General features: G+C 62.2%; 17 protein-coding genes. 5 read left to right on the top strand and 12 right to left on the bottom strand.

All coding sequences use genetic code 11. The features are described from left to right. From WCG50_RS00380 to WCG50_RS00365, 4 genes are all read left to right on the top strand, one after another. On the top strand, window positions 1-2,423 hold a 2,423-nt coding region (locus tag WCG50_RS00380; RefSeq protein WP_336897567.1), incomplete at its 5' end, for a tandem-95 repeat protein. Then, window positions 2,423-3,817: an HlyD family efflux transporter periplasmic adaptor subunit gene (locus tag WCG50_RS00375; RefSeq protein ID WP_336897566.1), complete on the top strand. Its 1,395-nt coding sequence runs from the start codon at window positions 2,423-2,425 to the stop codon at window positions 3,815-3,817. The genes WCG50_RS00380 and WCG50_RS00375, both read left to right, overlap by 1 nt. 3 nt (window positions 3,818-3,820) lie before the next feature. Further along, window positions 3,821-5,935: an HlyD family efflux transporter periplasmic adaptor subunit gene (locus WCG50_RS00370; RefSeq protein WP_336897565.1), complete on the top strand. Its 2,115-nt coding sequence runs from the start codon at window positions 3,821-3,823 to the stop codon at window positions 5,933-5,935. 52 nt (window positions 5,936-5,987) lie between these two features. After that, on the top strand, window positions 5,988-6,896 hold the full coding sequence (locus WCG50_RS00365; protein WP_336897564.1) for a D-hexose-6-phosphate mutarotase: 909 nt from the start codon (window positions 5,988-5,990) through the stop codon (window positions 6,894-6,896). Between the two features lie 143 nt (window positions 6,897-7,039). On the opposite strand, the gene WCG50_RS00360 is transcribed toward WCG50_RS00365, so the two are convergent. The 11 genes from WCG50_RS00360 to WCG50_RS00310 form a co-directional block, all read right to left on the bottom strand. Next, window positions 7,040-8,323: an amidohydrolase family protein gene (locus WCG50_RS00360; protein WP_336897563.1), complete on the bottom strand. Its 1,284-nt coding sequence runs from the start codon at window positions 8,321-8,323 to the stop codon at window positions 7,040-7,042. Further along, window positions 8,324-9,247 carry an ABC transporter permease gene (locus WCG50_RS00355; RefSeq protein WP_336897561.1) on the bottom strand — a complete coding sequence of 308 codons (924 nt, stop codon included), beginning with the start codon at window positions 9,245-9,247 and terminating at the stop codon, window positions 8,324-8,326. Next, entirely contained in the window at window positions 9,244-10,305 is a 1,062-nt protein-coding gene (locus WCG50_RS00350; RefSeq protein ID WP_336897560.1) for an ABC transporter permease, read from the bottom strand. Before WCG50_RS00350 ends, WCG50_RS00355 begins: the two co-directional genes overlap by 4 nt. Next, on the bottom strand, window positions 10,302-11,873 hold the full coding sequence (locus WCG50_RS00345) for an ABC transporter ATP-binding protein (RefSeq protein WP_336897559.1): 1,572 nt from the start codon (window positions 11,871-11,873) through the stop codon (window positions 10,302-10,304). The genes WCG50_RS00350 and WCG50_RS00345 overlap by 4 nt, the downstream gene beginning before the upstream one ends. A gap of 3 nt (window positions 11,874-11,876) precedes the next feature. After that, window positions 11,877-12,878: a BMP family protein gene (locus tag WCG50_RS00340; protein ID WP_336897558.1), complete on the bottom strand. Its 1,002-nt coding sequence runs from the start codon at window positions 12,876-12,878 to the stop codon at window positions 11,877-11,879. A gap of 94 nt (window positions 12,879-12,972) precedes the next feature. Further along, the gene (locus WCG50_RS00335; RefSeq protein WP_336897557.1) at window positions 12,973-14,229 is read right to left on the bottom strand and encodes a Zn-dependent hydrolase; all 1,257 of its coding nucleotides are present in this window, start codon (window positions 14,227-14,229) and stop codon (window positions 12,973-12,975) included. A gap of 177 nt (window positions 14,230-14,406) precedes the next feature. Next, window positions 14,407-15,849: a dihydropyrimidinase gene (hydA, locus tag WCG50_RS00330; protein ID WP_336897556.1), complete on the bottom strand. Its 1,443-nt coding sequence runs from the start codon at window positions 15,847-15,849 to the stop codon at window positions 14,407-14,409. 66 nt (window positions 15,850-15,915) lie between these two features. Beyond that, window positions 15,916-17,220, bottom strand: a complete 1,305-nt coding sequence (gene preA, locus WCG50_RS00325) for an NAD-dependent dihydropyrimidine dehydrogenase subunit PreA (RefSeq protein WP_336897555.1) — start codon at window positions 17,218-17,220, stop codon at window positions 15,916-15,918. A gap of 23 nt (window positions 17,221-17,243) precedes the next feature. Beyond that, the gene (locus tag WCG50_RS00320; RefSeq protein ID WP_336897554.1) at window positions 17,244-18,599 is read right to left on the bottom strand and encodes an NAD(P)-dependent oxidoreductase; all 1,356 of its coding nucleotides are present in this window, start codon (window positions 18,597-18,599) and stop codon (window positions 17,244-17,246) included. 476 nt (window positions 18,600-19,075) lie between these two features. Next, entirely contained in the window at window positions 19,076-20,332 is a 1,257-nt protein-coding gene (locus WCG50_RS00315; protein WP_336897553.1) for a HipA domain-containing protein, read from the bottom strand. Beyond that, the gene (locus WCG50_RS00310; RefSeq protein WP_336897552.1) at window positions 20,329-20,622 is read right to left on the bottom strand and encodes a helix-turn-helix transcriptional regulator; all 294 of its coding nucleotides are present in this window, start codon (window positions 20,620-20,622) and stop codon (window positions 20,329-20,331) included. Before WCG50_RS00310 ends, WCG50_RS00315 begins: the two co-directional genes overlap by 4 nt. A gap of 228 nt (window positions 20,623-20,850) precedes the next feature. Here WCG50_RS00310 and WCG50_RS00305 point away from each other — a divergent pair, with 228 nt between their 5' ends. Further along, complete coding sequence (locus WCG50_RS00305) at window positions 20,851-25,155, top strand: PAS domain S-box protein (RefSeq protein WP_336897551.1); 4,305 nt, start codon at window positions 20,851-20,853, stop codon at window positions 25,153-25,155. A 1-nt stretch (window position 25,156) separates the two neighbouring features. Here the strand turns inward: WCG50_RS00305 and WCG50_RS00300 are convergent, their stop codons facing one another. Continuing rightward, a complete protein-coding gene (locus WCG50_RS00300; protein ID WP_336897550.1) occupies window positions 25,157-26,338 on the bottom strand; it encodes an acetyl-CoA C-acyltransferase family protein in 1,182 nt (393 codons plus the stop codon). Window positions 26,339-26,477: the final 139 nt, after the last annotated feature.

Here is a 26,477-nt window from a genome sequence, read left to right as displayed (position 1 = left end):
ATGACGGCCACACCCAGACCCAACTGATCAGCCTGACGGTGACGGCGGTGGCCGATATCACAGACGACAGCGCGACGGTGGCCGAAGACAGCGCCGCTGGCATCACCACCGACGTGCTGGCCAACGACAGCTTCGAGAACTCGGGACGCAGCGTAACGGCGGTCACGCAAGGCACCCACGGCACAGTGGCGATCGTGGATGCGGCGCTGGGCACAGTCAAGTACACACCTAACGCCAACTACAACGGCGCCGACAGCTACACCTACACGGTGACCAGCGCTGGCGTCACCGAGACCGCCACGGTCAATGTGACGGTGACGCAAGTCAACGACCCCGCCAGCTTTGGCAGCGGAGTCGGTGTTGACAGCGGCAGCGGTGCTGAGGACGGTGCAGCCATCACCGGCGTCCTGACCGTGACGGATGCCGCTGACGGCATGACGACACCGAACTTCAGGGTGAGCACGGTGGCCGGCCACGGCACGGCCAGCATTGATGCAGTGACCGGCGCCTGGAGCTACACGCCCGTGGGCGACTACAACGGGGCGGACAGCTTTGTGGTCAGCGTGACCGACAACAACGGCAACACCGAGACCAAGACGATCAGCCTGACGGTGACGGCAGTGGCCGATATCACAGACGACGCCGTGATCACGCCGGAAAACACAGCCATTACGGTCAATGTCATCACCGGCACCAATGGCGCCAGCGCCGACAGCTTTGAAGGCACACCGGTCTTGTCAAGCGTTACCCAGGGCGCTCATGGCAGCGTGAGCTTCACCGCCGATGGCTCGGTCACCTACACCCCGGTGGCCAACTACAGCGGTGTCGACTCGTTCACCTATACCGTCACCAGCCCAGCCGGCGTCACCGAGACTGCCACGTTCAACATCACGGTGGTCAATGATCTGATCGTGAACTCCATCGATGTCAATGAGGCCTCGCTGTATGCGGTGTTTAACGTGAGCGGCGTGGCCGGCCAAAGCGTTAGCCTGGTGCTGGCAGGCACCAGCGCCACCGGCACAGGAACAGACTTTGGCGCAGCAGGTGCAACGAATTTGCAAGTCTCGCTGGACAACGGTGCCACCTGGACGGATTACAGCGCAGCGGTGACGCTGCCCGCGGGCGGCGGCATCCTGGTACGCACGCCGGTGGTGGAAGACAACATCAGCGACAACAACGAAGCCTTCACGCTGACGGCAACACCAAGTGGCGGCTCAGCAGCCGTGGGCACGGCGACCATCAAGGACGACGGTACCGGCACTATTTACAACGCCAACGGCACAGAAAACACCAGCGCCATCAAAACCGACGACCGCGCCGTCACCGTCAGCAGCCCCACCGTCAGCGAAGCTTCACCCTATGTGGTGTTTACCGTCACCGGCCTGCCCGATCAGTTGGTGAGTCTGTCACTGGCGTCGGATACCGCTACGGTAGGTGTTGACACCGGCAGCTCGTTACAGTATTTCGACGGCACCGCTTGGCAAAACTACATTCCTGGCAGTCTGGTCGCGATTCCTGCGGGTGGCACTACCTTGCTCGTGCGCACCGCCATCATCAACGACACCGTTTTTGAAGTCAGTGAATCGTTACGACTCAAGGTGAGTAACTCCGGGGGCGTCTCTTTTGAAGGGATCGCGACGATCAAGGACGATGCCAGTAGCAGCAACGTCTATTTGGCAGACAACCGCACGGGCGTTCCGACATCGGGTGAAGCGAACGACGACCAGCCGAAACCTGTTGCGCCCGACACTGTAGCGCCTGTAACCCCAACCCCTGAGCCCGCACCGGTGGTGGCACTAGCAGAGCCAGCTCCCACCCCTGCGCCAGCGTTCAACTCTGCCACCGTGGTGACCACGCCATCGACTTTGCCCATCCCTGAAAGAGTGACGCCAATTGCCGAGATATTGACCAGTGTCTCGGGTTTTCGGGTGGTGGTGGCTGATGCACCAACCCCCGGCCTGTCGGTGTTCCGTGGCATCACGGACCAGTTCATTGAAGGCAACAAACCCGCGACCTTCTCCCTCCCCGCCGATGCCTTTGTCCATACCAAGGCCGATTCGGTGGTCACCATCTTTGCCAAGCTGGCCAATGGCGATGATCTGCCGGCCTGGGTACAGTTTGATGCGCGTTCGGGCACCTTCAAGTTGGACCCGCCTGCTGGCTTCAATGAGGAGCTGCAAATCAAGGTCATTGCGCGAGACAACGAGGGGCGTGAAGCCACTTCTCTCTTCAAGTTCAGCGTGGGCAAAGGCAAAGCCAGCACCTCCAGCCGGAGCAGTCTGAGTGAGCAAATTCGTCTGGCGTCCACGCGTTCCACACCGTGGCTGGACTTGGTGCAAGCGAAGAGTAACAAGGCTGACGCTGACAAGCTCCCAGTCACCCGACTGCAAGCCGTCGCGCGTCAGATGCAGGCCCGCAGTTGATGCCCGAGGCTAGCGCGCAAGTATCAGGCGCGGTCCGGTCGCTGGCCGCGCTGCTGGACCTGTCCCGCCGCGCCCGGCTGGCGATAAGCGCCCGTGAACTGGGTTTCTTGCTGGTCAATGACACGCATGCGCTGGCGCCTTACCGGCAGTCGGCGTTCTGGCTGGCAGGCGACGGGGTTCACACGCTCTCAGGTCTGGTGCAAATTGAGGCCAATGCGCCTTATGCGCTGTGGCTGGCCCAAGTGTGTCGTTATCTTTCAACCCAGGTTGCAGAGGCCACCCGGACTATCTCTGATACCGACTTGCCGCCCGAGTTGGCGCAGGATTGGGGCGAGTGGTGGCCCGCCCATGCGTTGTGGTTGGCCTTGCCCGGCGTTCCCAGCGCAGCCCCGCAGGACGGCGCCGAGGCCGGCTTACTGCTGGTGCGCGACGAGCCCTGGACCCCTGAGGAACAGGCCTTGCTGCGTGAGTGGGTAGACGTGGCATGGCATGCTTTTGCCGCATTGCATCGCCCCCGTGGTCCCTCTTGGCGCGCTGTTTTGAAACGTGTGCGCGCCCAAGTGGCCTTGCAACCCGGTCGTCGCTGGTGGCAGCAACCCTCTTTGCGTTGGGCCGCGTTGCTGGCGGTCATTCTGGTGTTTCCGGTCCGACTAACGGTGTTGGCGCCGGGCGAGTTGGTGCCCGCGCATCCGGTGGTGATTCGCGCCCCGCTGGACGGCGTGGTGGATGTGTTTCATGTGCAGCCCAACCAACTGGTTAAAAAGGACCAGCCCCTGTTCGGGTTTGATGAGGCCTTGATCCAGAGTCGGCTCGATGTGGCGGCGCAAGCCCTGTCCACCGCCGAGACCGAGTACCGCCAGACCTCGCAGCAAGCCCTGACCGATGCCAAAGCCAAGCCCCAGTTGGCGATGCTGACCGGCAAGATTGAAGAAAAGCGCGCCGAAGTTGATTTCTTGCGCGACCAGTTAACGCGGGCGCGGGTGCTGGCTCCGCAGGACGGTGTCGCGCTGTTTGACGACCCGACCGAGTGGATCGGCCGACCGGTGGCGGTGGGCGAGCGCATCATGCGCATGGCCGCCCCCCGTGATGTCGAGGTGGAGGCCTGGTTGCCGCTGGCCGATGCCATCGCGCTGCCAGACGGCTCAGCGGTGAGTTTGTATTTGAATGCCAGCCCGCTGTTTGCGGTCAGCGCCCAGCTGCGCTACATGGCGCACGATGCCGTGCAACGCCCCGATGGCAGCTACGCCTACCGGGTGCGTGCCGCGCTGGAGGCGCCGACCGAACACCGTGTCGGCCTCAAAGGCACGGCCAAACTGCACGGCGCCTGGGTGCCGCTGATCTATTGGGTGCTGCGCCGACCGCTCGCCACCCTGCGCTCCACCTTGGGCGTGTAGCCGATGGCGCTCCCTCCGCTGCGCGAAGAACTGGCGTTGTTGCCGGGCCCGGTGCTGCCGGATGGGCAACCCAGCTGGACGCTGCACGACCCGGTGCGCAATGTGTTTTTTCGCATCGACTGGCCCACCTTCGAGGTGCTGCAACGCTGGTCGTTGGATGACCCGGCAGCCATCGCGCATGCCATCTGCGAAAACACCACCCTGCAACTCGACGAAGCCGAGGTGTCGGGCGTCGCCCAGTTTTTGGTCAGCAACCAACTCATCCAGCCCGGTGGCCCCCAAAGTGCCCGCCAAATGGCGGACCGCCTCGACCAATTGCAGGGCAGCGTGGGGAAATGGCTGCTGCACCATTACCTGTTTTTTCGTATTCCGCTGCTGCGCCCGGATGCCTGGCTGGGGCGCTGGCAAGGCGTGGCGGGCTGGTTCTACAGCCGCACGTTTGCCTGGCTGACGGGTGCCGCGCTGCTTTTTGGCTTGACCCAGGTGGTGCGTCGCTGGGAGAGCTTCAGCGCCTCGCTGGTCGATACCTTCAATCTGGAGGGCTTGCTGGCCTACGGCTTTGCCATGTTTGTGGTCAAGCTGGTGCACGAGTTGGGCCATGCCTTTACCGCCAAACGGCTGGGGTGCCGGGTGCCGACCATGGGCGTGGCTTTTTTGGTGATGTGGCCGGTGGCCTACACCGACACCAACGACACCTGGCGCCTGACCGACCGGCTGCAGCGCCTGCAAGTGGCGGCGGCGGGCATCGCCACCGAGCTGATCATCGCGGCCTGGGCCACACTGGCCTGGAGCTTGTTGCCTGACGGCGCGTTGCGCACCGCTGCCTTTGTGCTAGCCACGATCAGCTGGGTCGCCACACTCGCCATCAATGCCAGCCCGTTCATGCGGTTTGACGGTTATTTCATTCTCTCGGACTGGCTGGACATGCCCAACCTGCATGAGCGAAGCTTTGCTTTGGCGCGCTGGAAGCTGCGTGAAACACTGTTTGATTTAGGCGAAGACCCGCCGGAACATTTGCCCGCAAAAACGCAATGGGGGCTGATTGCTTTTGCCTGGGCCACCTGGATCTACCGGCTGGTGCTGTTCCTCGGGATTGCGGTGCTGGTGTATCACTTCTTCATCAAGCTGGTGGGGATTGGCCTGTTTGTGATTGAGATGCTGTGGTTTGTGCTGCTGCCGTTCAAGCGCGAATTTCAGGCCTGGCAAAAGCGCTGGCCCGTCATTCGCGCGCGCCGTCGCAGCCGTCTCAGTGCCGCGCTGTTCGTCGGCTTGGTGGTGCTGGTGCTGTTGCCGTGGCCCGGACGGGTAACCGGCAGTGGTCTGTTGCGACCCGCCGAGGTCTGGCCGGTGTATGCGCCCGCTGGTGCGCGCGTTGACACCTTGCCTCACCAGAATGGCGATGCGGTGGCGGCGGGCGACGTGCTGCTGCAACTGCATGTGCCCGACCTGCAAATGCGCCGCCAAGCCTTGCTGGCCAAGGTCGACCGGCTGCGCTGGCAGGCCGCCGCTTCAGGCTTTGAGGCCGAGTCGCGCAGCCGTCTGCTGGTCAATGAAGTGATGCTGACCACCGCCCAGTCAGAGTTGTCCAGCCTGGATACCGAGCTGCTCAACTACGCCCCGCGCGCGCCCTTTGCCGGCCAGTTGCGCGACATGGACCCCGACCTGCAAGTAGGACAGTGGTTGTCGCGCAAGGAAAAAATTGCGCTGCTGGTGCGCAACGATGGCCGCTGGCTGGTGGAAACCTGGCTTGACGAAGAGTCGGTGCAGCGCGTGGCGCCCGGGGACTCAGCCCTGTTTATCACCGATGGCGCGCAGAGTTCGGCCCTGCGTTTGCAGGTGCTGGCGGTGGACCGGGATGCGGCGCGCGTTTTGCCTCGCGCCGAGTTGGCCGCGCACTTGGGTGGGCACATTTTGACGCGTGAAAAGGCGGGGCAACTGGTTCCCGAGCGCGCTATTTACCATGTGACGCTGGCGCTTGAACCTGCAAGTCAATCGATGGCGGAACTACTCAACCAATCCTGGCGCGGCAAGCTCACGATTCACGCCCGCTGGGAGGCGCCCGCCTGGCCGTACTTGCGACAGGCGGTGGCGGTGCTGGTGCGCGAATTCGGGTTTTGACACGGGTCTCGGCGCTGTGGTCTGATGCGTTCTTTGCCGCTCGAAAGAAACCATGACGACCCTGACTGAACTCAACGCCCAGTTTTCAATGCCCGGCCACGTCCACTGCCATGAGGATGCCAGTGGCTTGATCGAGGTCCGCATTTCCAATAGTTTGGGCGACGCCATCATCGCCTTGCAGGGCGGCCACCTCACGCACTTTTGCCCCAAGGGCCAAGCGCCACTGATCTGGCTCTCGGAACGCGCCAAGTTCGCCCCGGCCAAAGCGATTCGTGGCGGCGTGCCGGTGTGCTGGCCGTGGTTTGGGCCACACGCCAGCGACGCCAAACTGCCGGCCCACGGCGTCGCCCGCACGGCGCTCTGGCAGGTGCGGGAAACGCGGGCTTTGGCCGATGGTCAGACGTTTGTGCGCCTGGGTTTGCCCGAAACACCCGCCGCACGCGCCCTGTGGTCGCACCCGGTAGGCGTCGAGTTGGAAGTCACCGTGGGCAGTGCTTTGCAGCTCGCGCTGGTCACCCGCAACACCGGCGTTGAGGCCGTCGTGGTGGGCGAGGCGCTGCACACCTACTTTGCCATCAGCGACATAGCGCAGGTCCGTGTTGACGGTTTGGACGGCTGTGAATTTCTCGACAAGGTGGACCAAGGCAACCGCAAAACGCAGCAGGGCCCGATTCACATCGACAGCGAAGTCGACCGCGTCTACCTCAACACCTCCGCCGACTGTTTGATTGAAGACGTCGTTATGAAGCGGCGCATCCGCATCGCCAGCCAAGCCGCCCGCAGCACCGTGGTCTGGAATCCGTGGGTCGAAAAAGCCAGCAAGATGGACGACATGGCACCCGATAGTTACCGCAGCATGGTCTGCGTTGAGACCTGCAACGCGGCTGAAAACGTCGTCACTGTGGCGCCCGGTACCACGCACCGGATGACGGCCATTTACAGCCTCGAAGCGCTGGTTTGACCCAGAGCAGAAGCGCCGTAATTCCGATGGGATGCAGCCAGAATCCCGGAGGAGTGATTCCTGAAAAGGCCGCTTTGGCAGTTCAATATTTATGCCAAATCAGCCTGTAGCCCCCGTTCTACTTGCGCAAGCAGCTATAAATATCAGAGCATGTGCGAGGTCTGGCCCGGCCGCCCCGGCAGATGCAGTTGACTGGTGGCGGCGGGCGCTTCGGCCAGCAGGCGGCCGCGCCGGAACACCTTGAGCCGGGTGGCGCGCAGGCGCAGCGCTTCCACCGGGTCACGCGCTTGCAGCAGCACAAAATCGGCAAAGCAACCGGCCGCCAGCCCATAACCCGGCAAGCCCAGCATGCGCGCCGGGTTGACGGTCACGGCGTCAAAGCACTGGCGCATGGCGGCCTGGCTGGTCATCTGGCCGACGTGCAGGCCCATGTGGGCCACTTCAAGCATGTCGCCACTGCCGAGCGAATACCAGGGGTCCATCACGCAGTCGTGGCCAAACGCGACGTTGATACCGGCCGCCAGCAACTCGGGCACGCGCGTCATGCCACGGCGTTTCGGGTAGCTGTCGTGGCGCCCTTGCAGGGTGATGTTGATGAGCGGATTGGCCACCACCTGCAACTGCGCCTCCGCCATCAAGGGCAGCAGCTTGCTCACGTAGTAGTTGTCCATGCTGTGCATGCTGGTCAGGTGCGAACCGGTGACGCGGCCGTGCAACCCGAGGCGCTGGGTCTCAAAGGCCAGTGTTTCAACGTGGCGCGAGTGCGGGTCGTCGGACTCGTCGCAGTGCATGTCGACGCGCAGACCGCGCTCGGCGGCCAGTTCGCACAGCAGCTTCACGCTCAAGGCGCCATCGGCCATGCTGCGCTCAAAGTGCGGAATACCACCCACCACATCGACGCCCATATCCAGTGCGCGCTTGAGGTTGCTCAGGTGCTGGTCCGGCCCTAGCGGGCCGCGCAACACGCCGTCCTGCGGAAACGCCACCAGTTGCAAATCGAGGTAGGGCGCCACCCGGCGTTTGACTTCCAGCAGCGCTTCCACCGCCAGCAGGCGCGGGTCGCACACATCAACGTGGGTGCGAATGGCCAGCAAGCCTTTGGCCACCGCCCAGTCGCAGTAGGTGAGGGCCCGTTCGATCAGCGCCTCGGCCGTCAGCAATGGTTTGAGTTCGCCCCACAGCGCAATGCCTTCGAGCAGCGTGCCCGACGCATTGACGCGCGGCAGGCCGTAGCTCAAGGTGGCGTCCATGTGAAAGTGCGCATCCACAAACGGCGGGCTGAGCAGCAAGCCTTGGGCATCCAGCGTCTGCTGCGCCGGGGCCGATAGCCCCGCAGTCACTTCAACAATTTTGTCGCCGCGCACGGCCACCGACATGCCGGTGCGGCCATCGGGCAGGCTGGCGTTTTGAATCAGCAAGTCAAGCATTTAGCGTTCGCCTTTGCGGTAAGGTTTCATCAGCGCCTGCGGGTAGCTGGCTTTGCGGGCCACCAACACCAGCGCCACAATCGAGAGCACATAGGGCAGCATCAGGTACATCTGGTAGGGCAGCACGGCCGCGCCCGACTGTTGCAGGCGCAGTTGTAGCGCGTCAAAAAATGCAAACAGCAGCGCGCCCAGCAAGGCCTTGCCGGGTCGCCATGAGGCAAACACGACGAGGGCGACGCAGATCCAGCCGCGCCCGTTGACCATGTTGAAAAAGAAGGCGTTGAACGCCGACAGCGTGAGGAACGAACCCGCCACGCCCATCAGGGCCGAGCCCGCCACAATCGCGCCGGTGCGCACCGCCGCTACCGACACGCCCTGGCCTTCTGCCGCCTGCGGGTTCTCGCCCACCATGCGTACCGCCAGCCCCATCGGCGTGCGGTACAGCGTGTAGGCAATCAGCGGCACCAGCCCCAACGCCAGCAAGGTGAGCGGGGTTTGCTGTGCCACGATCGGGATACCCAACCAGTCCATCTCGGCAAACGGCGTGATGGTTGGCGGGGTCGTGACTTTGGGAAAACTCACGCGGTAACCGTAGTAACTCAGCGACGTGGCGAGCAGCGTGATGCCCAGCCCCGACACGTGTTGCGACAGCGCCAGCCCGACCGTGAGGAAGGCGTGCAGCAAGCCAAACGCCGCCCCGGTCAGGGCCGCCACCGCCACCCCAATCCACAGCGGGGCGCCCAGGTACACCGCCAGCCAGCCGGTAAAAGCGCCCGCCACCATGATGCCTTCGATGCCCAGGTTCAGCACCCCGGCGCGCTCGCACAGCAGCACACCCAGCGTGCCCAGAATCAGCGGCGTGGCAATGCGCAGCACCGCCACCCAAAACGACAGGTTGGCCAGAATGTCAAACAGATCGGTCATTTCAGGCGCACCCGGTATTGCGTCAGCAGCGTGGCCACCAGCACCGAGATCAGGGAGGTCGCCACGATCACATCGGCGATGAAGGTTGGCACGCCCACCGCCCGGCTCATGCTGTCGGCCCCGACCAGCACGCCCGCCACAAACACGCTGGCCAGCACCACGCCGAGCGGGTGCAGGGCAGCCAGCATGGCAATCACAATGCCCGAATAACCGTAGCCCGGCGACATGTCCAGCGTCAGGTAACTGGTACGCCCTGCGACCTCAATCGCCCCGGCCAGGCCCGCCAAAGCGCCCGACAACATGGCCACCAGCACCACCGTGCGCGTCACCGGCACCCCGGCAAAGGCCGCCGCACGGGCATTGGCCCCGACGGCGCGAATATCAAAACCCAGCACCGTGTATTTCATCAGCGCCCACAGGCTGACCGACAAGGCCACCGCCCACAGCAGGCCGGTGTGCACGCGGGTTTGCGGGATCAGTTTGGCGAGTTCCAGTTCCGGCATCAGGGCCACGCTTTGCGGCCAGCCCATCGCGGTCGGGTCTTTCATCGGGCCGTCCAGCATCAGCGACACCAGCAGCTGCACGATGAAGTTCAGCAGCAGCGTGGTGACGACTTCATCGACCCCCAGCTTGGCTTTCATCAGCGCCGGCCCCAGCAGCAGCAGGGCGCCCGCCAGCGCGGCGGCCAGCATCATCAGCACAAACAGCAGGGCCGGGGGCAGCGCCCAGCCGGTGCCGTCATGCAGTCCGCCCACCGCCACGGCAGCGATGGCGCCGACATACAGTTGGCCTTCGGCGCCAATGTTGAACAGCCGCGCTTTGAACGCCACGGTGGCCGCCATCCCGGTCAGCATCAAGGGAATGGCGCGGGTCAGGGTTTCGCTGAAGGCAAAGACCGAGCCGAAGCCGCCTTGCAGCAGCAAGCCATAGGTCTGGCCGACCGGTGCACCGGCCCACAGCACCAGCAAGGCGCTGACCAGCAAGGTGAATACCACGGCGCCCATCGGCGCCAGCACCAGCGCCATCGAAGCGCTTTGGGTCCGTTTTTCGAGTCTCATGCCGTTTCTTTTTCTTCGTGTGGGGCGTGCGCCGGGTGGTCGCCGCCGATGCCGGCCATCGCCAGCCCGATCGCTTCGCGGCTCCATTGCAAGGCCGGGCGCGCATCGCTCAGGCAGCCGCCATGCATCACCGCCACGCGGTCGCCCAGCGTGAGCACTTCATCGAGGTCGTCGGAGATCAGCAGCACCGCCGCACCGGCATCGCGGGCCGCGATCAACTGCGCCTGCACGTAGGCAACCGCGCCAATGTCCAGCCCCCAAGTCGGTTGGTGGGCCACGATCAGGCGCGGTGTCAGGTTTGGGTGGGTGATTGATGCGGGGTGCGTCAGGGCGCGGCCCAGTATCAGCTTTTGCATATTGCCGCCGGACAGAGACCGCGCCGGGGACAGCGCACCGCCGCCGCGCACGTCAAACGCTTCCATCACGCGCTGCGCATAGGCCCGGGCCGCCACTCGGCGCACCCAGCCAAAGCGTGAAAAATCCGGGCTGCGCAGGCGCTCAGACACGGCGTTTTCCCACACCGGCAAATCACCGACCACGCCTACCGCGTGCCGGTCTTCCGGGATGCGCGCCACGCCTTGGGCCACCAGCTGCGCCGGGTGCGCGGGCAGCGGATGGCCCAAAAATTCGACGCTGCCGGTAGCGGCACGGCGCGTGCCTGACAGCAACTCGGCCAACGCCACCTGGCCGTTGCCAGAGACTCCGGCAATCGCCACGATCTCACCGGCGTTCAGGGTCAAAGAAACCTCATGCAGCTTTTCGCGTCCGGCACCGGTGCTGACAGCGCTCAGCACGCACACCGGCGCGCCGACCGAGACGGCAGGGCGGCGCTGCGGCGCGTTGATGGCGTGGCCCACCATCCACTGCGCCAGTTGCGCTTGCGTGGTGTCTTTGGCCTCGGCTTCGTTCACCAGCTTGCCGCCGCGCAGCACGGCAATGCGGTGCGACACGCGCAGCACTTCGCCCAGCTTGTGGCTGATGAAAATAATCGACAAACCCTGCGCCACCATCTGCGCCAGCACGGCAAACAGGGCTTCGCTTTCTTGCGGCGTCAGCACCGCCGTGGGTTCGTCCAGAATCAAAATACGGGCGCCCCGGTACAGGGCTTTCAAAATCTCCACACGTTGACGCTCGCCGACCGACAGGCTGCCGACCCGGGCATGGGCATCCACGCCCAGCCCAAAGCGCTGCGCTACTGCCATCAGTTTGGAGAGGGCGGCACGGCGCCGGGTGAAGGGCAAAAACAGCGGCTCCGAGCCCATCATCACGTTGTCCAAAACACTCAGGTTGTCGGCCAGCGTGAAGTGCTGGTGCACCATGCCAATGCCCGCCGCCAGCGCCGCCTTCGGGTCGCCGGGGTGCAAGGCGTGGCCATTGACCTCGATGTGACCGGTGTCCGCCGTGTAGTGGCCAAACAGAATCGACACCAGCGTGGACTTACCGGCCCCGTTCTCACCCAGCAGCGCCAACACTTCACCCGCTTTCAGGTGCAGCGAGATGTCGTCGTTGGCCACCAAAGCGCCAAAGCGCTTGGTGATGTGGGAGAGCTTGAGAACGGTCTCGGTCATGCCTTATTTAGCCGTGGACTTGGGCTGGGTGTCGTCCACTTTGACGGTGAACTTGCCGTCCAGAATCGCTTTCTCTTTGGCCTTGACCTTGGCGATCACGTCCGCCGGAACCTTCTTCTCGAAGGTGCCCAAGGGCGCCAACTCGGAACCCTTGTGTTTCATCATCGAATACTGCGCGTAGTCTTCGGCGGCAAACTTGCCCTCTTTGACCAGCTTGATGGCGCGGTCGATGCTGGGCTCCATCTTCCAGAGCGCCGAGGCCACCACGGTGTCGGGGTACTGGGCTTGCGTGTTGATCACATTGCCAATTGCCAGCTTGCCTTTTTCCTTGGCCGCATCACTCACGCCAAAACGCTCGGCGTACATCACGTCGGCGCCCTTGTCGATCATGGCGAAGGCGGCTTCCTTGGCTTTGGGCGGGTCAAACCAGCTGTTGATGAAACTCACGCTGAACTCGACCTTGGGGTTGACCTCTTTGGCGCCCATCATGAAAGCGTTCATCAGGCGGTTGACTTCGGGGATCGGAAAACCACCGACCATGCCGATTTTGTTGCTCTTGGTGACGCCGCCCGCGATCATGCCCGACAGGTAGGCCGGCTCCTGAATGTAGTTGTCAAACACGCTGAAGTTGGGCGCGGCGGGTTTGCCGCTGGAGCCCATCAGAAACGACACCTTGGGAAAATCTTTGGCCACCTTGCGGGCGGCGGCTTCCACGGCAAAGGCTTCGCCGACGATCAGGGTGTTGCCGGCGGTGGCGTACTCGCGCATGACGCGCTCGTAGTCAGCATTGCTGACGTTCTCGCTGGCCTTGTATTCAATCTCGCCGCGTGCCTCGGCGGCCTTGAGTGCGGTGTGCAGACGGCCGGCCCATTGCTGCTCGAACGGCACGGTGTAAATCCCCGCGACCTTGGGCTTGGCTTGCGCCAGCACCCAACTGGGCGCCAGTGTGGCGAGGGCCGCAGCCAAAACTACCGCGCGACGGCGGGTTAGACATTTCATCGACATAGTTACTCCAGGTTAATGACACTACAAAAATAATAGCCGATCACGCAGGTAATACGGGGGCTAGCGCCCGATTTCTTATAAAAATGCAAGCAGATTATGTGCCAGCGCGCTCCAGCATCGCGTGCAGCAACACGTTGCAACCGGCGGTGATGTGCTCGGGTTTTGCCGACTCAATCTCATTGTGGCTGATGCCGTTCAGGCAGGGGATAAAAATCATGCCGCTGGGCGCCAGTTGCGCCATGTAAACCGCGTCGTGCCCGGCCCCGGAAACCGCAGGCATGTTGGAGTAACCCAGCTTGGCCGCAGCCCGCGCCACCGCACCAATGCAATCTGCATGAAAACCCTGAGCCGGGTAGCTCGACACCAACTCAATCTGAATCCCCAGCCCCGACGTGGTGGCGAGTTGCGCAGCATAGGCCTTGACCTCGTCCACCATGGTGTCGACCAGCGCATCAGTTGCGTTGCGCAAGTCAATCGAAAACTTCACGCGCCCCGGAATCACGTTGCGGCTGTTCGGAAACACCTGCACCATGCCGACCGTGCCGCGCCCGTGCGGCGCATGGCGCAGCGCCGCCGCCACCACCTCCTGCATCAGGTGCGTGGCAACCTGCATCGCGTCCTTGCGCAGCGCCATCGGCGTCGGCCCGGCGTGCGCCTCCATGCCGGTCACGGTGCAGTCAAACCAGCGAATGCCGAGCACACCCTGCACCACGCCAATCGTCACACCGTGGTCTTCGAGCACCGGCCCTTGCTCGATGTGGGTCTCAAAATAAGCACCAATCGGATGATCGCCCGGCTCCTGCTCGCCAATGTAGCCAATGCGCGCCAGCTCCTCGCCCACCGACTTGCCCTCAATATCCCGCGCGGCGTAGGCGTGTTCCAGCGTAAACGCCTTGGCAAACACGCCCGAGCCCATCATCACCGGCACAAAGCGCGAGCCCTCCTCGTTGGTCCAAAAAGCCACCTCAATCGGTGCCTCGGTCACCACCCCAAAATCGTTCAAAGTGCGCACCACCTCCAGCCCCGCCAGCACCCCGTAATTGCCATCAAACTTGCCCCCAGTAGGCTGCGTGTCAATGTGGCTCCCGGTCACGATCGGCGGCAGCGAATTGTTGCGCCCGGCCCGCCGCATGAACCCATTGCCAATCTTGTCGATCGTCACCGTCATGCCCGCCTCACGCGCCCACCCAAGAACCAAGTCGCGTCCCTGCTTGTCCAAATCCGTCAACGTCAACCGGCAGACACCGCCTTTGGCAGTAGCACCAATCTGCGCCAGTTCCATGAGAGAACCCCAGAGCCGTTCCCCGTTAATTCGAAGCGCGTTGATGTCAGTAGAAGTAGAAGTGTTCATACCCAATATTCCAAAAAAGCCAGAACCAAAAAATCAAAAAGAGAAGTTCAAAAACTTCTAAAAACCGAACGGCTCCAGTCGCCGGAGAGGGGATCGCCGGGGGCCGATTTCTGGGCCTTTGACAGCTGAGGCCCCCGGCGATCCCCTCTCCGGCAGCGCACCGCTCATCAAATAAATTCAGCGCTGAACCGCCACAGGTTTCAAAGCCAAAGCCCTCTGCTGCGAAGCCGCAAAATTCGCCCCAAACGCCGGCCGTTTAATGTACCGCCCCACCCCCCGCTCCGCCCGCAAATCCCCATTTACAAACACCAACCGCCCCTGACTCACCGTATGGCTAGGAACCCCCACCACCGTGCGCCCCTCAAAAACATTGAAGTCCCCTTTACTGAACTGCGTCTTGGCCGATAAAGTCTTGGACCCAGAAGGGTCCCACACCACCAGATCAGCATCCGCCCCCACCGCCACACACCCTTTCTGCGGGTAAATGTTAAACAGTTTGGCCGTGTTAGCCGAGGTAATCGCGACAAACTCCGAAGGCGTCAAACGCCCGGAATTCACCCCCGCATCCCAGATCACCGCCATGCGCTCCTCGACACCACCACACCCATTAGGAATCTTCGAGAAATCATCCTTGCCCGCCGCCTTTTGCGCCGCACAAAACGTGCAATGGTCGGTGGCGGTGGTGTGCAAATTGCCCGATTGCAGACCGCGCCACAGCGCCTCCTGATGCCCCTTGGGCCGAAACGGCGGGCTCATCACGTGCGCAGCGGCGGTGGCAAAGTCGGGGTGGCGGTACACGCTGTCGTCCACCACCAAATGCCCGGCCAGCACCTCGCCATAAACCCGCTGACCGCGTGCCCGCGCCCGGGCAATGGCCTCGGCCGCCTCGATGCACGACACATGCACCACATAGATCGGAACGCCCAGCACATCGGCAATCGCAATCGCGCGGTTGGCGGCTTCGCCTTCGACGGTGGGCGGGCGAGACAGCGGATGCCCTTCCGGCCCGGTGATACCCATCGCCGCCATCTCCTTTTGCAGCAAGAACACCAGCTCGCCGTTTTCAGCGTGCACGGTCGGCATGGCGCCGAGTTCAAGCGAACGCTTGAAGCTGTTCACCAGCGTTTCGTCGTCGCACATGATGGCGTTTTTGTAGGCCATGAAATGCTTGAAGCTGTTGATGCCTTCCTCTTTCACCAGCGTCCCCATCTCTTGCCGCACCGACTCGCTCCACCACGTGATCGCCATGTGAAAAGAATAATCCGACGCTGATTTTTCGGCCCAGCCGCGCCAAGTCTGGTACGCCTCCAAGAGCGATTGCTGCGGGTTGGGAATCACAAAATCGATGATGGTGGTGGTGCCGCCCGCCATCGCCGCCGCCGTGCCGGTGTAGAAATCGTCCATGGTGGTGGTGCCCATGAACGGCAACTGCATGTGGGTGTGCGGGTCGATGCCGCCCGGCAGCACATACTGACCGCCAGCGTCCACCACCTGCGCGCCTGGCGGAGCTGCCAGGTAATGACCCACCGCCACAATCAGGCCGTCCTGCGTCAGAACATCGGCTTTGAAGGCGCGGTCGGCGTTTACCACCGTGCCGCCTTTGATCAGAATGCTGCTCATAAATACTCCTGAAACAATAGCTACTTGCGCAATAAATACGGGGGCTAGAGGCTAATTTGGCTTAAATTAGATGGCGCGCATCGGGTTATTCGGGTGCGTTGTCCAATCGGCATGTTTATCGCTCACAACCCGCCCTGTGCGCAAGTCTTTTTCGCCGGGTTCCAAATTTCTCAGGCTGATGCACTCGGGCACCGGGCACACCACCACACACAGGTTGCAGCCGACGCAGTCTTCTTCGCGGACTGAGAAGTGGCGCTTGCCGTCTTTCTCAAAGGTGATGGCTTGGTGCGAGGTGTCTTCGCAGGCAATGTGGCAGCGCCCGCACATGATGCAGGCGTCTTGCTGGATGACGGCTTTGCTGATGTGGTTCAGGTTGAGGTAGCGCCAGTCCGACACCGTGGGCACCGCCTTGCCGCGGAAATCTTCAATGGAGGTGAACCCCATCTCGTCCATGTAGTTGGACAAACCATCGCTCATCTCCTGCACGATTTTGAAACCGTAGACCATGGCAGCGGTGCAGACCTGCACGTTACCGGCGCCCAACGCGATGAAATCCAGCGCATCGCGCCAGTTGCCGACGCCGCCAATGCCCGAGATCGGCAGCCCGGCGGTGAGCGGGTCGCGTGCAATTTCGGCCACCATGTTGAGCGCAATCGGCTTCACCGCCGGGCCGCAGTAGCCGCCGTGCGAGCCCTTGCCACCGGTAGAGGGCGACATGGTCAGCGTGTACGGGTCCACGCCCATGATGGAGTTGATGGTGTTGATGAGCGAGACCGCATCGGCCCCGCCACGGTGGGCGGCGCGGGCGGGCAGGCGGATGTCGGTGATGTTGGGCGTGAGCTTCACAATCACCGGCAGTTTGGAATACTGCTTGCACCAGGCCGTGACCATCTCGATGTACTCCGGCACCTGGCCGACTGCCGCGCCCATGCCGCGCTCGCTCATGCCGTGCGGGCAGCCAAAATTAAGCTCAATGCCATCGGCGCCGGTGTCTTCCACGCGCGGCAAGATCGCTTTCCACGACGCCTCCTCGCACGGCACCATCAAGGACACCACCATCGCCCGGTCGGCCCAGTTGCGCTTGACCTCGGTGATCTCTTTCAGGTTCAGTTCAAGGTCGCGGTCAGTGATGAGCTCGATGTTGTTGAAGCCCATCAGGCGCCGGTCGGGGCTCAAGAGCGCGCCGTAGCGCGGGCCGTTCACATTGACCACCGGGGGCCCGGCCTCGCCCAGCGTTTTCCAGACCACGCCGCCCCAACCGGCCTCAAACGCGCGGTTGACGTTGACCGCTTTGTCGGTCGGCGGTGCTGAGGCCAGCCAGAATGGGTTGGGGCTGTGGATGCCGGCGAAGGTGGTGTGCAGGTTGGCCATGAAATTCTCCGAATCTTGGGGTGTTATTGGGCGAGCTGAGCGTGAATGGCGAGCGCCGATTGCTTGCCGTGTTCCACGGCTTCCACCGTCAGGTCCAGACCCCCGGCACGGCAGTCACCCCCGGCCCAGATGCCGCGCAAGTTGGTCAGGCCTACGGCATCGGTGGCAATGCGACCACCCTCCAGCGCAAAACCAGCTTGTGCCAGCACCGGGTTGCCCAGCTGTTGGCCAATGGCCTTGAACACCATGTCGGCCTCAATGGTTTCGCGCTCTCCGGTCGCGGTGAGCTTGCCGCCCACCAGCGCTTGACGGGCAAAGCGCACGGCACCCACATGGTTGCTCTGGGTCGGGTTGGCCAGGATCTCGGTGGGGGCCAACCAGTGGTGAATCGTCACGCCATGGGTTTGCGCCCACGCCTGCTCGGCACTGGAGGCCGACATCGCCTCGGGCCCGCGCCGGTAAACGATGTGCACACTCTCGGCCCCGAGAAGCTTGGCCTGCACAGCAGCGTCCACCGCCGTCATGCCGCCGCCAATCACCACCACGCGGCGGCCAATGGGCAGCGTGGCCAGGTTGTCGGTCTGGCGCAGCGTGGCGATGAAATCGACCGCGTCCTGCACGCCGCCCAATGGCTCTCCAGGCACGCCGAGCTGGTGCGTGGTGCCCAGGCCCATGCCCAGAAACAGGGCGTCATAGTCCATTCGCAGGGCGTCGAGTTGCGCCAGCGTGCGCAGCTTCCAGTCGCGGTGAAGGGTGATGCCGCCAATGCTGAGCAGCCACTGCACCTCGGTCTGGGCAAAATTGCCCGGCGTTTTGTAACTCGCCAAGCCATATTCATTAAGGCCACCTGCCTTGGGGCGGGCGTCATACACCATCACGTCGTGCCCCAGTTTGGCCAGGGTATGCGCGCAGGCCAAACCGGCCGGCCCGGCACCCACCACGGCCACCTTTTTGCCGGTGGCCGGAGCGCGGGTAAAGAGTTGCGGGTGGGCACTTTCCATCAGCGCATCGACCGCGTGGCGCTGCAGGCGGCCAATGGCCACGGGCTTGCCTTCCTGGGTGTTGCGCACACACACCGCCTCGCACAGGTTTTCGGTCGGGCAGACGCGGGCGCACATGCCGCCCAGCGGGTTGGCCTCCAGAATGGCGCGCGCCGAACCGCGCAGATTGCCTTCGGCGAGGCGCTTGATGAACGAGGGCACATCAATGCCGGTGGGGCAGGCTGTGGCGCACGGTGCATCAAAGCAATACAGGCAGCGCTCGGCTTCCAGCACGGCTTGTGCGGGCGTCAGGCGCGGGGTGGCGTCGGCAAAGCGCTGGGCGTACTCGGCCGGGGCCAGTCGGCCGGGGCGAACATCGGGGGCAGTTGAAATAGACACGCTGGCAACTCCTGTTAAAAATCTGACCGTTTAGTCAACTTCTAAAAGGAATACTAGCAAACCACGTGCCAAGCTGTAACTAGGGGTTTGCCCGAAATCGAATGTAAAAAGGCCCTGTGTAGCGCGGGACTCGGGACAGTTCGGTGCGGGGCACAGGACGGCGTGGCACTCAGCGCTGTTCGTGTCCCCCGCCCTGCGGGCTCCGCCTTGACCTCACTGCGCTGAATGCCACACCGTCCTGAGCCTGAAAGCGTTGCGGGTGTTCATGGGCTGTTGAATTACCGCAGGCCAACACGGCGGCCAGACGATGGCAACGGGGTTGAGGGTGCAGCGAAGTCAAGGAGGAGGATCGGGCGCAGCCCGGTCCGGGGGACATGAGCGGAACCCTCTACCCCGGTGTCATCGGCCCCCCCAAACCGAACAGCTGCAATGAGAAAAACGTGTCTCAAATGGCAGCATCACCGGCCCTACTATTTTTACTGAGCGCGGTATTCGGAATGCGCGGAAAAAGCACCTGCCGTCAATTCGACATCGGCTGCTGCGACTCCAGCCGTCCTCGCGGCATCGCGCCAAGGGTCGACCGCGGAGGCGACTTCTTCGACAAGCTGCTTGGCTCGGTCCGGCGAGAGACCATAAAACGGCCCCGTCATCAGGACCGTCTCCAAGCTGGGGCGACTGTCCGCATCATCGATGTTCAAGACATGCGCCGCTTTGTCGATGTTCGGATTGACATCAAACGCCGGTGCCAGCCGCCACCCGTTCGCACCGAGTACGAAGCCGTGATTGCGCAGATGGTCGTCCCGGTTGCCGACGGCCACATTGAACGCAACTCTGCGAAATAATTGCGCCAGGTCCACTCCCGTGTGTGCGCCGTCGCCGTTGGCGCGCAGGAATTGTGCGAGTTCCAGATAGCTGGTTCCTTCGCTATGCTCCTTGCGAAGCAGGGTCATGGCTGACGCGTAGAACCGCCGTGCCCCTTTGACGCGGTCAAAGCGCTGAACACAGAAGGTGTGGAAATCGTTGTTCAACCGTACCAACCTGGCGAGCGGAACGTCGATGCACGCTTTCTTCGCCAACCCGTGCACCACGTATTCCCATGCGCCCACATCCCGGTCATCGTCACGCGCCGGGAACTTGCCAATCCAAAGGGAGCCGTCGGCCTCGGTAAAGTTCGCTTTCGGGCGGGCGCCGCCAAGGGATGCACCTGGCGCCACCAGAACAGCCAGCCACTTGCGCAGGGCATCCAGGTCGTCGATTCTGCGACTGCTGAGCTGGTAGGCGACCGCCTCTAGTTCGCGCAGTGTTGTGATGGGTGGCGCCGCCATTTTCTCGCTGCCCAAAAACTCATCCGTGCCGGCAAGGCGAAAGCGCAGTGCGCCTTGGCGTGTCAAGTCCTGAACCCCAATCAGGAAGTCCCAAGCGTACAAAGTGCGCGGGGCGCGTTTCTCGTCTTTGGCTTGCAGTGCCTCCCGTCGTTTCATCAGTGTTTGCCCCCACCGGTCTGGCGAGGAGTCCAGGAATATGCCGAAGTTGCCCAGTTCTGGTTTTGGAAAAAAAGGGTGCTCGTCCAGCGACAAGTCGGGGTCGAGTGCGAAGGCGCGCGCTTGCCTGAGCCAGTGGCGGTCGTAGTGGAAGCGAACCTGCCCCCGGTCGTGCGCGAGCGTGCCCACCTGGCACGCGGGCCCGAGGTCGCAGTCGAGCCAAACCTCCAAGACGTTGGCTTGAGCGTTCATGATGGCCCCATGGCCAAGTCCTGCAGTTTTCGCCCTACCTTGTCGTCCGCTGCCAGCGTGTTGAAGTCGCCCTCCAGGCCCAGGACGGCCAGCACGCGAAGATAGGTTCCCAATGTTGCGCCGGGGTCACCTGCCTCCACCTTGTACACGGATGAGCGAGAGATGCCGGCGCGCTGAGCTACCGCCGCATTGCTTAGCTTGCGGCGCATCCGGGCGAGCTTGAACCGCTCGCCAAGGCTGGAGAGCAACTTTTGCTCTTGGGGAAAGATGAGGGGTGGTTTGCGTGGCATACCTCTATTTTAGACAAATACACACTTATTTGTCCATAATAGAAAACATTTCATGGGTGAAAGCCTAATTGAACTATCCAAAGATTCAAAAAATGTAAGTTTCCGGCGACCTGGTTCTGATATAAATCAAGCTTCTCCCGCTTACCCTTGACCCTGGTGGCAGGTCCTGAAGGCCCCGCACCCGCCTACCACCTTGATGTGAGTGACGCATCTGCATGACGCGCACCCATGTCGTTGCTCAAGGCGTTGGCAAGCGTGTTTCATCCTACCGAACCCATTCCCGTGGCGGGCCACCCCGTGACAGCGGTCGCGGCCTCCCACGTTGAACTGCTGCAAAAACTCACCAGTCGCTTGCCCGGCGTGGTCTACCAATACCGGATGCGGCCTGATGGCAGTTCCTGTTTTCCCTACGCCAGTGATGCGATCAAGGACATCTACCGGGTCAGCCCGGCTGATGTCCTTGACGATGCGTCGCCGGTCTTTGCCGTTCTTCACCCGGATGACTCTGCCGCAGTAGCCGCGTCCATCCTGACCTCGGCCAAAGAATGCAGCCCCTGGCAACAAGAGTACCGGGTCAAGTTTGACGATGGTGCGGAGCACTGGCTGTTTGGCAACGCCTTGCCCGAGCGGGAAGCCGATGGCGCGACGCTCTGGCATGGCTTTATTACTGACATTACCGAGCGTAAACAGGTTGAAAAAACACTGCACCAGAGTGAGAGCCGCATGCAGGCGGCGCTGGATGCCCTTCCTGATTTGATGTTTGAACTCGACCTGGACGGGCGCTTCTGTGACTTTCGCAGTCCGCGCACCGATTTGCTGGCCGTGCCACCGCACCTTTTTATCGGCAAAAGGGTCTCGGACGTGCTGCCCGCTGAGGCGGCGCAAGTGGCGATGTCCGCCTTGCAGGAAGCGCATGACACCGGCTACTCCAATGGAAAACAGTATGCGTTGACCCTGGCGCAAGGAGAAGCGTGGTTCGAACTGTCGGTAGCCCGCAAAGCCACTGAAGTGGGTGAGGTACCGCGTTTTATTCTGCTGGCAAGGGACATCACGGAGCGATTCAAAGCGAAAGAAAAACTGCGCATCAGCGACCTGGCCCTGAAAGCGGTGTCACAAGGGGTGCTGATTTCGTCGCCCGATGGGTGCATTCTGTCCGTCAATGAAGCTTTCCTGCATATCACCGGCTACGCTGAAGCGGAAGTTTTGGGCCGCGCTTGTGGTTACCTGCAGGGGCCGCGCTCCGACCCCCTCGTGGTTCAGGCCATGCGCCAGGCCAAGGTCAACGGCACGGAGTTCAAGGGTGAAATTTTCAATTACCGCAAAGACGGCAGCACCTTCTGTAACGAACTCAGTATTTCACCGGTTCGCAATAGCGCGGGTCAGATCATCCATTTCATTGGCATCACGCGCGACATCACGCTGCGCAAAATGGCCGAGGATGCGCTGGACAAACATCACCATCATCTGGAAGACCTCGTGGCCGAACGCACGGCTGAATTGAGCACCGCACTGGAAGAGAGCAAGACGGCGAGAAATCTTCTGCAAATGGCCCTGACAGGCGCGGGGGCCGGTAGTTTTGAGTGGAGCGTTGAAAGCGGCGTCAGTCATTGGTCGCCCGAGGTCTGGGTACTCAACGGGCTCCAGCCCCAAGAGGGGCCCGTGTCGTATGAGGCCTGGAGCCAGACCGTGGCGCCGGCTGACCTGGCGGCAGTGGAAAAAACCGTGGCGCTGGCGGTGTCGAATCGGGCCGCGATCGATGTTGAATGGCAGGTCAAGCAACTGCCAGACGTGGCGCCGCGTTGGCTCATGTGCCGGGCCCAACCCGAGCCGGAAGTTGATGGTCAGGTATTGAACTACCGCGGCATCATCATCAATATTTCCAAGCGGCGGCAAGCCGAGCTCACGTTGGCTCTGTACCGCGAGCATCTGGAGCAGCGGGTGGCCGATCGCACTGCCAAGCTCATGGGCGCAGAGGTCGAACAACACCGCCTGAACCGCGCCCTGCGTTTGCTCAGCGATTGCAATGTGGCCGTGGTGCACGCCCAAAACGAGCAAGAATTACTGAACGAGATTTGCCGACTTGTGGTGGAGAACGGTGGCTACGTCATGGCGTGGGTAGGCATTGCCGAGCAGGATCCCGCCAAGACGGTTCGCCCGGTGGCTGCCTATGGACCTGCCACGGGCTACCTTGACCACATTCAAGTTTCTTGGGATGAGACGAAGGCGATTGGCTGCGGTCCTTCGGGTGTCGCCATCCGCACCGGCATCGCTCAGGTGAGCCAGAATTGTTTGACCAGCCTCCAAATGGCCCCTTGGCGCGAGGCCGCCCGCCGCCGGGGCTACCAATCCGCAGCTGCGCTGCCACTGCTGATGAAAGGGCAGGTCCTGGGTGTGTTGGCGCTCTACGCCGCAGAAGCCCAGGTCTTTGGCGACGATGAGTTGAAGTTGTTGAAAGAGATGGTCAACGACATGGCCTTTGGCATCCAGTCGCTGCGTGAGCGCCGTCAGCTGGCGTGTTACCAGAATCAACTGGAGAAACTGGTCTCGCAACGCACCCTGGAAATTGACACTCTCAACACCACTTTGATGGCCAAGGCGCACGAAGCAGAGGCCGCCAATCAGGCAAAGAGCGCCTTCCTCGCCAGCATGAGCCACGAGTTGCGCACGCCCCTGAATGCGGTGGTGGGCTTGGCCGGGCTGCTGGCCGAGACGCCACTTAACCGCCGCCAGCGCGATTTTGCCGACAAAATTCAGACTTCAGCCCAGGCCTTGCGTGCCGTGATCGACGACATCCTTGACTTCTCCAAAATTGAGGCCGGTGAACTCCGACTGGAGCAGGTGCCGTTTTCCTTGTCCAACGTGCTTCGGACCACCGCGGCGGTATTGGGCGCTGGTTTGGGGCTCAAACCCATCGAAGCCGTGTTTCTGGTTGACCCTGAGGTGCCCGACGCGCTGCTGGGCGACGCCTTGCGTTTGCAGCAAATCCTGCTGAACCTGACCAGCAATGCAGTCAAATTCACCGAGGCTGGTGCGATTGTGGTTGCGGTGCGTTGCCTCACCCCGGCGGATGCCCCGCTCACGCTGCAATTTACCGTCGGCGACACCGGCATTGGCATCGCCCCGGAACAACTCGGGCACATTTTTGAGGGGTTTACCCAGGCCGACGCCTCGACCAGCCGCCTCTATGGCGGAACGGGTCTGGGTCTTGCCATCAGCGTTCGGCTTGCCAACCTGATGGGTGGGCAAATTGGCGTTGAAAGCACTCTGGGCCAGGGCAGCGAGTTCCACATGGAGGTGCCTCTGAAGCGCGGGCTTGTGACGCCCAAAGTGATACTTGAAAACATCCCACCAGTCTTGAATATTTTGATTGTGGATGACCATCCTCTCGCGCGAGACGCCTTGTCGCAAAGCTGTCAGTCCTTGGGTTGGCAGGTGACGGCGGTCGATTCGGGGGCGGCGGGCCTGCAAGCGTTACGACGCAGTGTGGGCGATGACCAGGTCTATGACCTCATGCTGCTGGACTGGCGCATGCCCGGGATGGATGGGCTGGAGATGCTCCGTCAGGCCTATGTCACCCCCGAGGTGGGCCTGCCACTGGTGGTTTTGATGGCGTCCATGGCCGAACTGGAGGCGGCCGAGGCAGCCAGCCAGGACCTGACGCTGGAAGGCATCGTCGCCAAGCCGTTGACACCGGGCAGTTTGCTGGAAGCGGTCATCCGGGCGTACACCGGTGACTGCGAAGTCATCCCAAAAGTGAGTCACCAGACGCAACGCCTCGCGGGTATGCGCCTGCTGGTGGCTGAAGACAATGCACTAAACCAGGAAGTGGTGGAGCAAATCCTGATTCGCGCTGGCGCCCAGGTGGTGCTGGTCGGCAACGGCGTGGCTGTGGTGGACGCCTTGCGCAGAGAGGGGTCGAATTTTGATGCGGTGCTGATGGACATCCATTTGCCCCTGCTGGACGGCTACGCTGCCACCCGGATCATTCGGGAAGAGTTGGGCTTGCTTGACTTGCCGATCATCGCGGTCACGGCTTTTGCCCGCCCACAAGACCGGGAGAAATCCCGGCTGGCGGGCATGGTGGGGCACATCGTCAAGCCCTTGAATGTCCCAGATTTGCTGGACCTGCTGGCTGAGCATCGCCGGGAAATACCCTCTGCATCAGCGATGCGCGTCCCCACGCTGGTCGGTCTGGATGTTGCTGCGGCCTTGAAGGACTTTGGGGGCGATGAAAAACGCTACGGAAATCTATTGCGCAAGTTTGTGGTGCAGCACGGCGGCAATGTCGAAGTGGCAAGCGCTTTGTTCAGCAAAGACGACCACGCGGGCGTCATTGAGCTGTTGCACACCTTGAGTGGCATGGCGGTCTTGTTGCACGCCAAGGGGCTGTCTCGTCTGGCCAGCGCCGCCGAGGAGGCCCTGCGGGACGGTCATGCAGACGAGATGCCCTTTTTATTGAATGAACTGGCAGACGCCATGAATACCGTCATGGCGTCTGTGGACCAGTTCGAGGCCTTTTACGGCCAGGCTTAGCTTAGATGCGTTCGAAAATCACGGCGATACCCTGACCGCCGCCGATGCACATGGTGGCCAGCGCGTACTTGCCGCCGGTGCGTTGCAACTCATAGACTGCTTTGGTCGCGATGAACGCGCCCGAGCAGCCCACGGGGTGACCGAGGGCAATAGCGCCGCCGTTAGGGTTGGTTTTTGCAGGGTCCAGGCCGAGGGCCTTGTTCACTGCAATAGCCTGAGCCGCAAACGCTTCGTTGGCTTCGATCACGTCCATCTGGTCCAGCGTCAGGCCGGCTTTTTTCAGTGCCAGCTTGGTCGCGGGGATCGGGCCTTCACCCATGAGTTCGTTAGGCACGCCAGAGACAGCGTACGACACGATGCGGGCAATGGGCTTCTGACCGGCTTTGGCAGCCACATCAGCAGCAGCCAGCACAAAGAAGGCGGCGCCGTCATTGATGCCGGACGCGTTACCAGCGGTCACAGTGCCGTCTTTCTTGAACGCAGGCTTCATCTTGGCCAGCGATTCCATGGTGGTGTTGGCCTTGCCATGCTCGTCGGTGTCAAACACGGTTTCGCCCTTGCGGGTTTGTTGCACGATCGGCACGATTTGCGACTTGAAACGGCCTTCAGCGATGGCCACGGCAGCACGGCGCTGTGATTCAACGGCAAATGCGTCCTGGTCTTCGCGCGAAATGTTCCACTTGGTGGCCAAATTTTCAGCCGTGATGCCCATGTGGCCAACGCCAAACGGGTCAGTCAGCACCGCCACCATCATGTCGAGCGCCTTGGCATCGCCCATGCGTGCGCCGGAACGCAGTGCAGGCATCATGTAAGAGCCGCGCGACATCACTTCAACACCGCCACCGATGCCGTAGTCGTAGTCACCGAGCATGATGCTTTGGGCGGCGGTCACGATGCCTTGCAGGCCGGAGGAGCACAGGCGGCTCACTTGCATGGCGATGGAGTCCATCGGCAGGCCGGCTTGGATCGAAGCCACGCGCGACACGTAGGCGTAACGGGAATCAGTAGGGATGCAGGTGCCGACGACCGCGTTGCCGATCTGGGCTGGGTCAACCTTGGAGCGGGCAATCGCCTCCTTCATCACGATACCCGCCAGCTCAGCGGGCTCCATGTTCGACAGGGAACCTGCGAATGCACCAATGGCGGAACGAGCTGCGCTTAAAACTACGACATCTTTACTCATGGAATCTCCAAAAATTAAATAAACCGGCTAAGAGGCGGTCATGCCTCACCACCAACAATCGTAGCAGCGTCAATATGCTTAACGCAAGATTCGTTTAGAAAAATTTTTAGGGTTATCTTCCAAGACCTTGGCGCTGAGG

The organism is Rhodoferax sp. (assembly GCF_037143375.1).
Classification (GTDB): domain Bacteria; phylum Pseudomonadota; class Gammaproteobacteria; order Burkholderiales; family Burkholderiaceae_C; genus Rhodoferax.
This window is presented reverse-complemented; position numbering and strand designations above follow the sequence as displayed.

Excerpts from the sequence above, each read along its gene's own strand:
- WCG50_RS00375 (WP_336897566.1), top strand. The coding sequence starts at position 2,423 with ATGCCCGAGGCTAGCGCGCAAGTATCAGGCGCGGTCCGGTCGCTGGCC.
- WCG50_RS00370 (WP_336897565.1), top strand. The coding sequence starts at position 3,821 with ATGGCGCTCCCTCCGCTGCGCGAAGAACTGGCGTTGTTGCCGGGCCCG.
- WCG50_RS00365 (WP_336897564.1), top strand. The coding sequence starts at position 5,988 with ATGACGACCCTGACTGAACTCAACGCCCAGTTTTCAATGCCCGGCCAC.
- WCG50_RS00360 (WP_336897563.1), bottom strand. The coding sequence starts at position 8,323 with ATGCTTGACTTGCTGATTCAAAACGCCAGCCTGCCCGATGGCCGCACC.
- WCG50_RS00355 (WP_336897561.1), bottom strand. The coding sequence starts at position 9,247 with ATGACCGATCTGTTTGACATTCTGGCCAACCTGTCGTTTTGGGTGGCG.
- WCG50_RS00350 (WP_336897560.1), bottom strand. The coding sequence starts at position 10,305 with ATGAGACTCGAAAAACGGACCCAAAGCGCTTCGATGGCGCTGGTGCTG.
- WCG50_RS00345 (WP_336897559.1), bottom strand. The coding sequence starts at position 11,873 with ATGACCGAGACCGTTCTCAAGCTCTCCCACATCACCAAGCGCTTTGGC.
- WCG50_RS00340 (WP_336897558.1), bottom strand. The coding sequence starts at position 12,878 with ATGTCGATGAAATGTCTAACCCGCCGTCGCGCGGTAGTTTTGGCTGCG.
- WCG50_RS00335 (WP_336897557.1), bottom strand. The coding sequence starts at position 14,229 with ATGAACACTTCTACTTCTACTGACATCAACGCGCTTCGAATTAACGGG.
- hydA (WP_336897556.1), bottom strand. The coding sequence starts at position 15,849 with ATGAGCAGCATTCTGATCAAAGGCGGCACGGTGGTAAACGCCGACCGC.
- preA (WP_336897555.1), bottom strand. The coding sequence starts at position 17,220 with ATGGCCAACCTGCACACCACCTTCGCCGGCATCCACAGCCCCAACCCA.
- WCG50_RS00315 (WP_336897553.1), bottom strand. The coding sequence starts at position 20,332 with ATGAACGCTCAAGCCAACGTCTTGGAGGTTTGGCTCGACTGCGACCTC.
- WCG50_RS00310 (WP_336897552.1), bottom strand. The coding sequence starts at position 20,622 with ATGCCACGCAAACCACCCCTCATCTTTCCCCAAGAGCAAAAGTTGCTC.
- WCG50_RS00305 (WP_336897551.1), top strand. The coding sequence starts at position 20,851 with ATGTCGTTGCTCAAGGCGTTGGCAAGCGTGTTTCATCCTACCGAACCC.
- WCG50_RS00300 (WP_336897550.1), bottom strand. The coding sequence starts at position 26,338 with ATGAGTAAAGATGTCGTAGTTTTAAGCGCAGCTCGTTCCGCCATTGGT.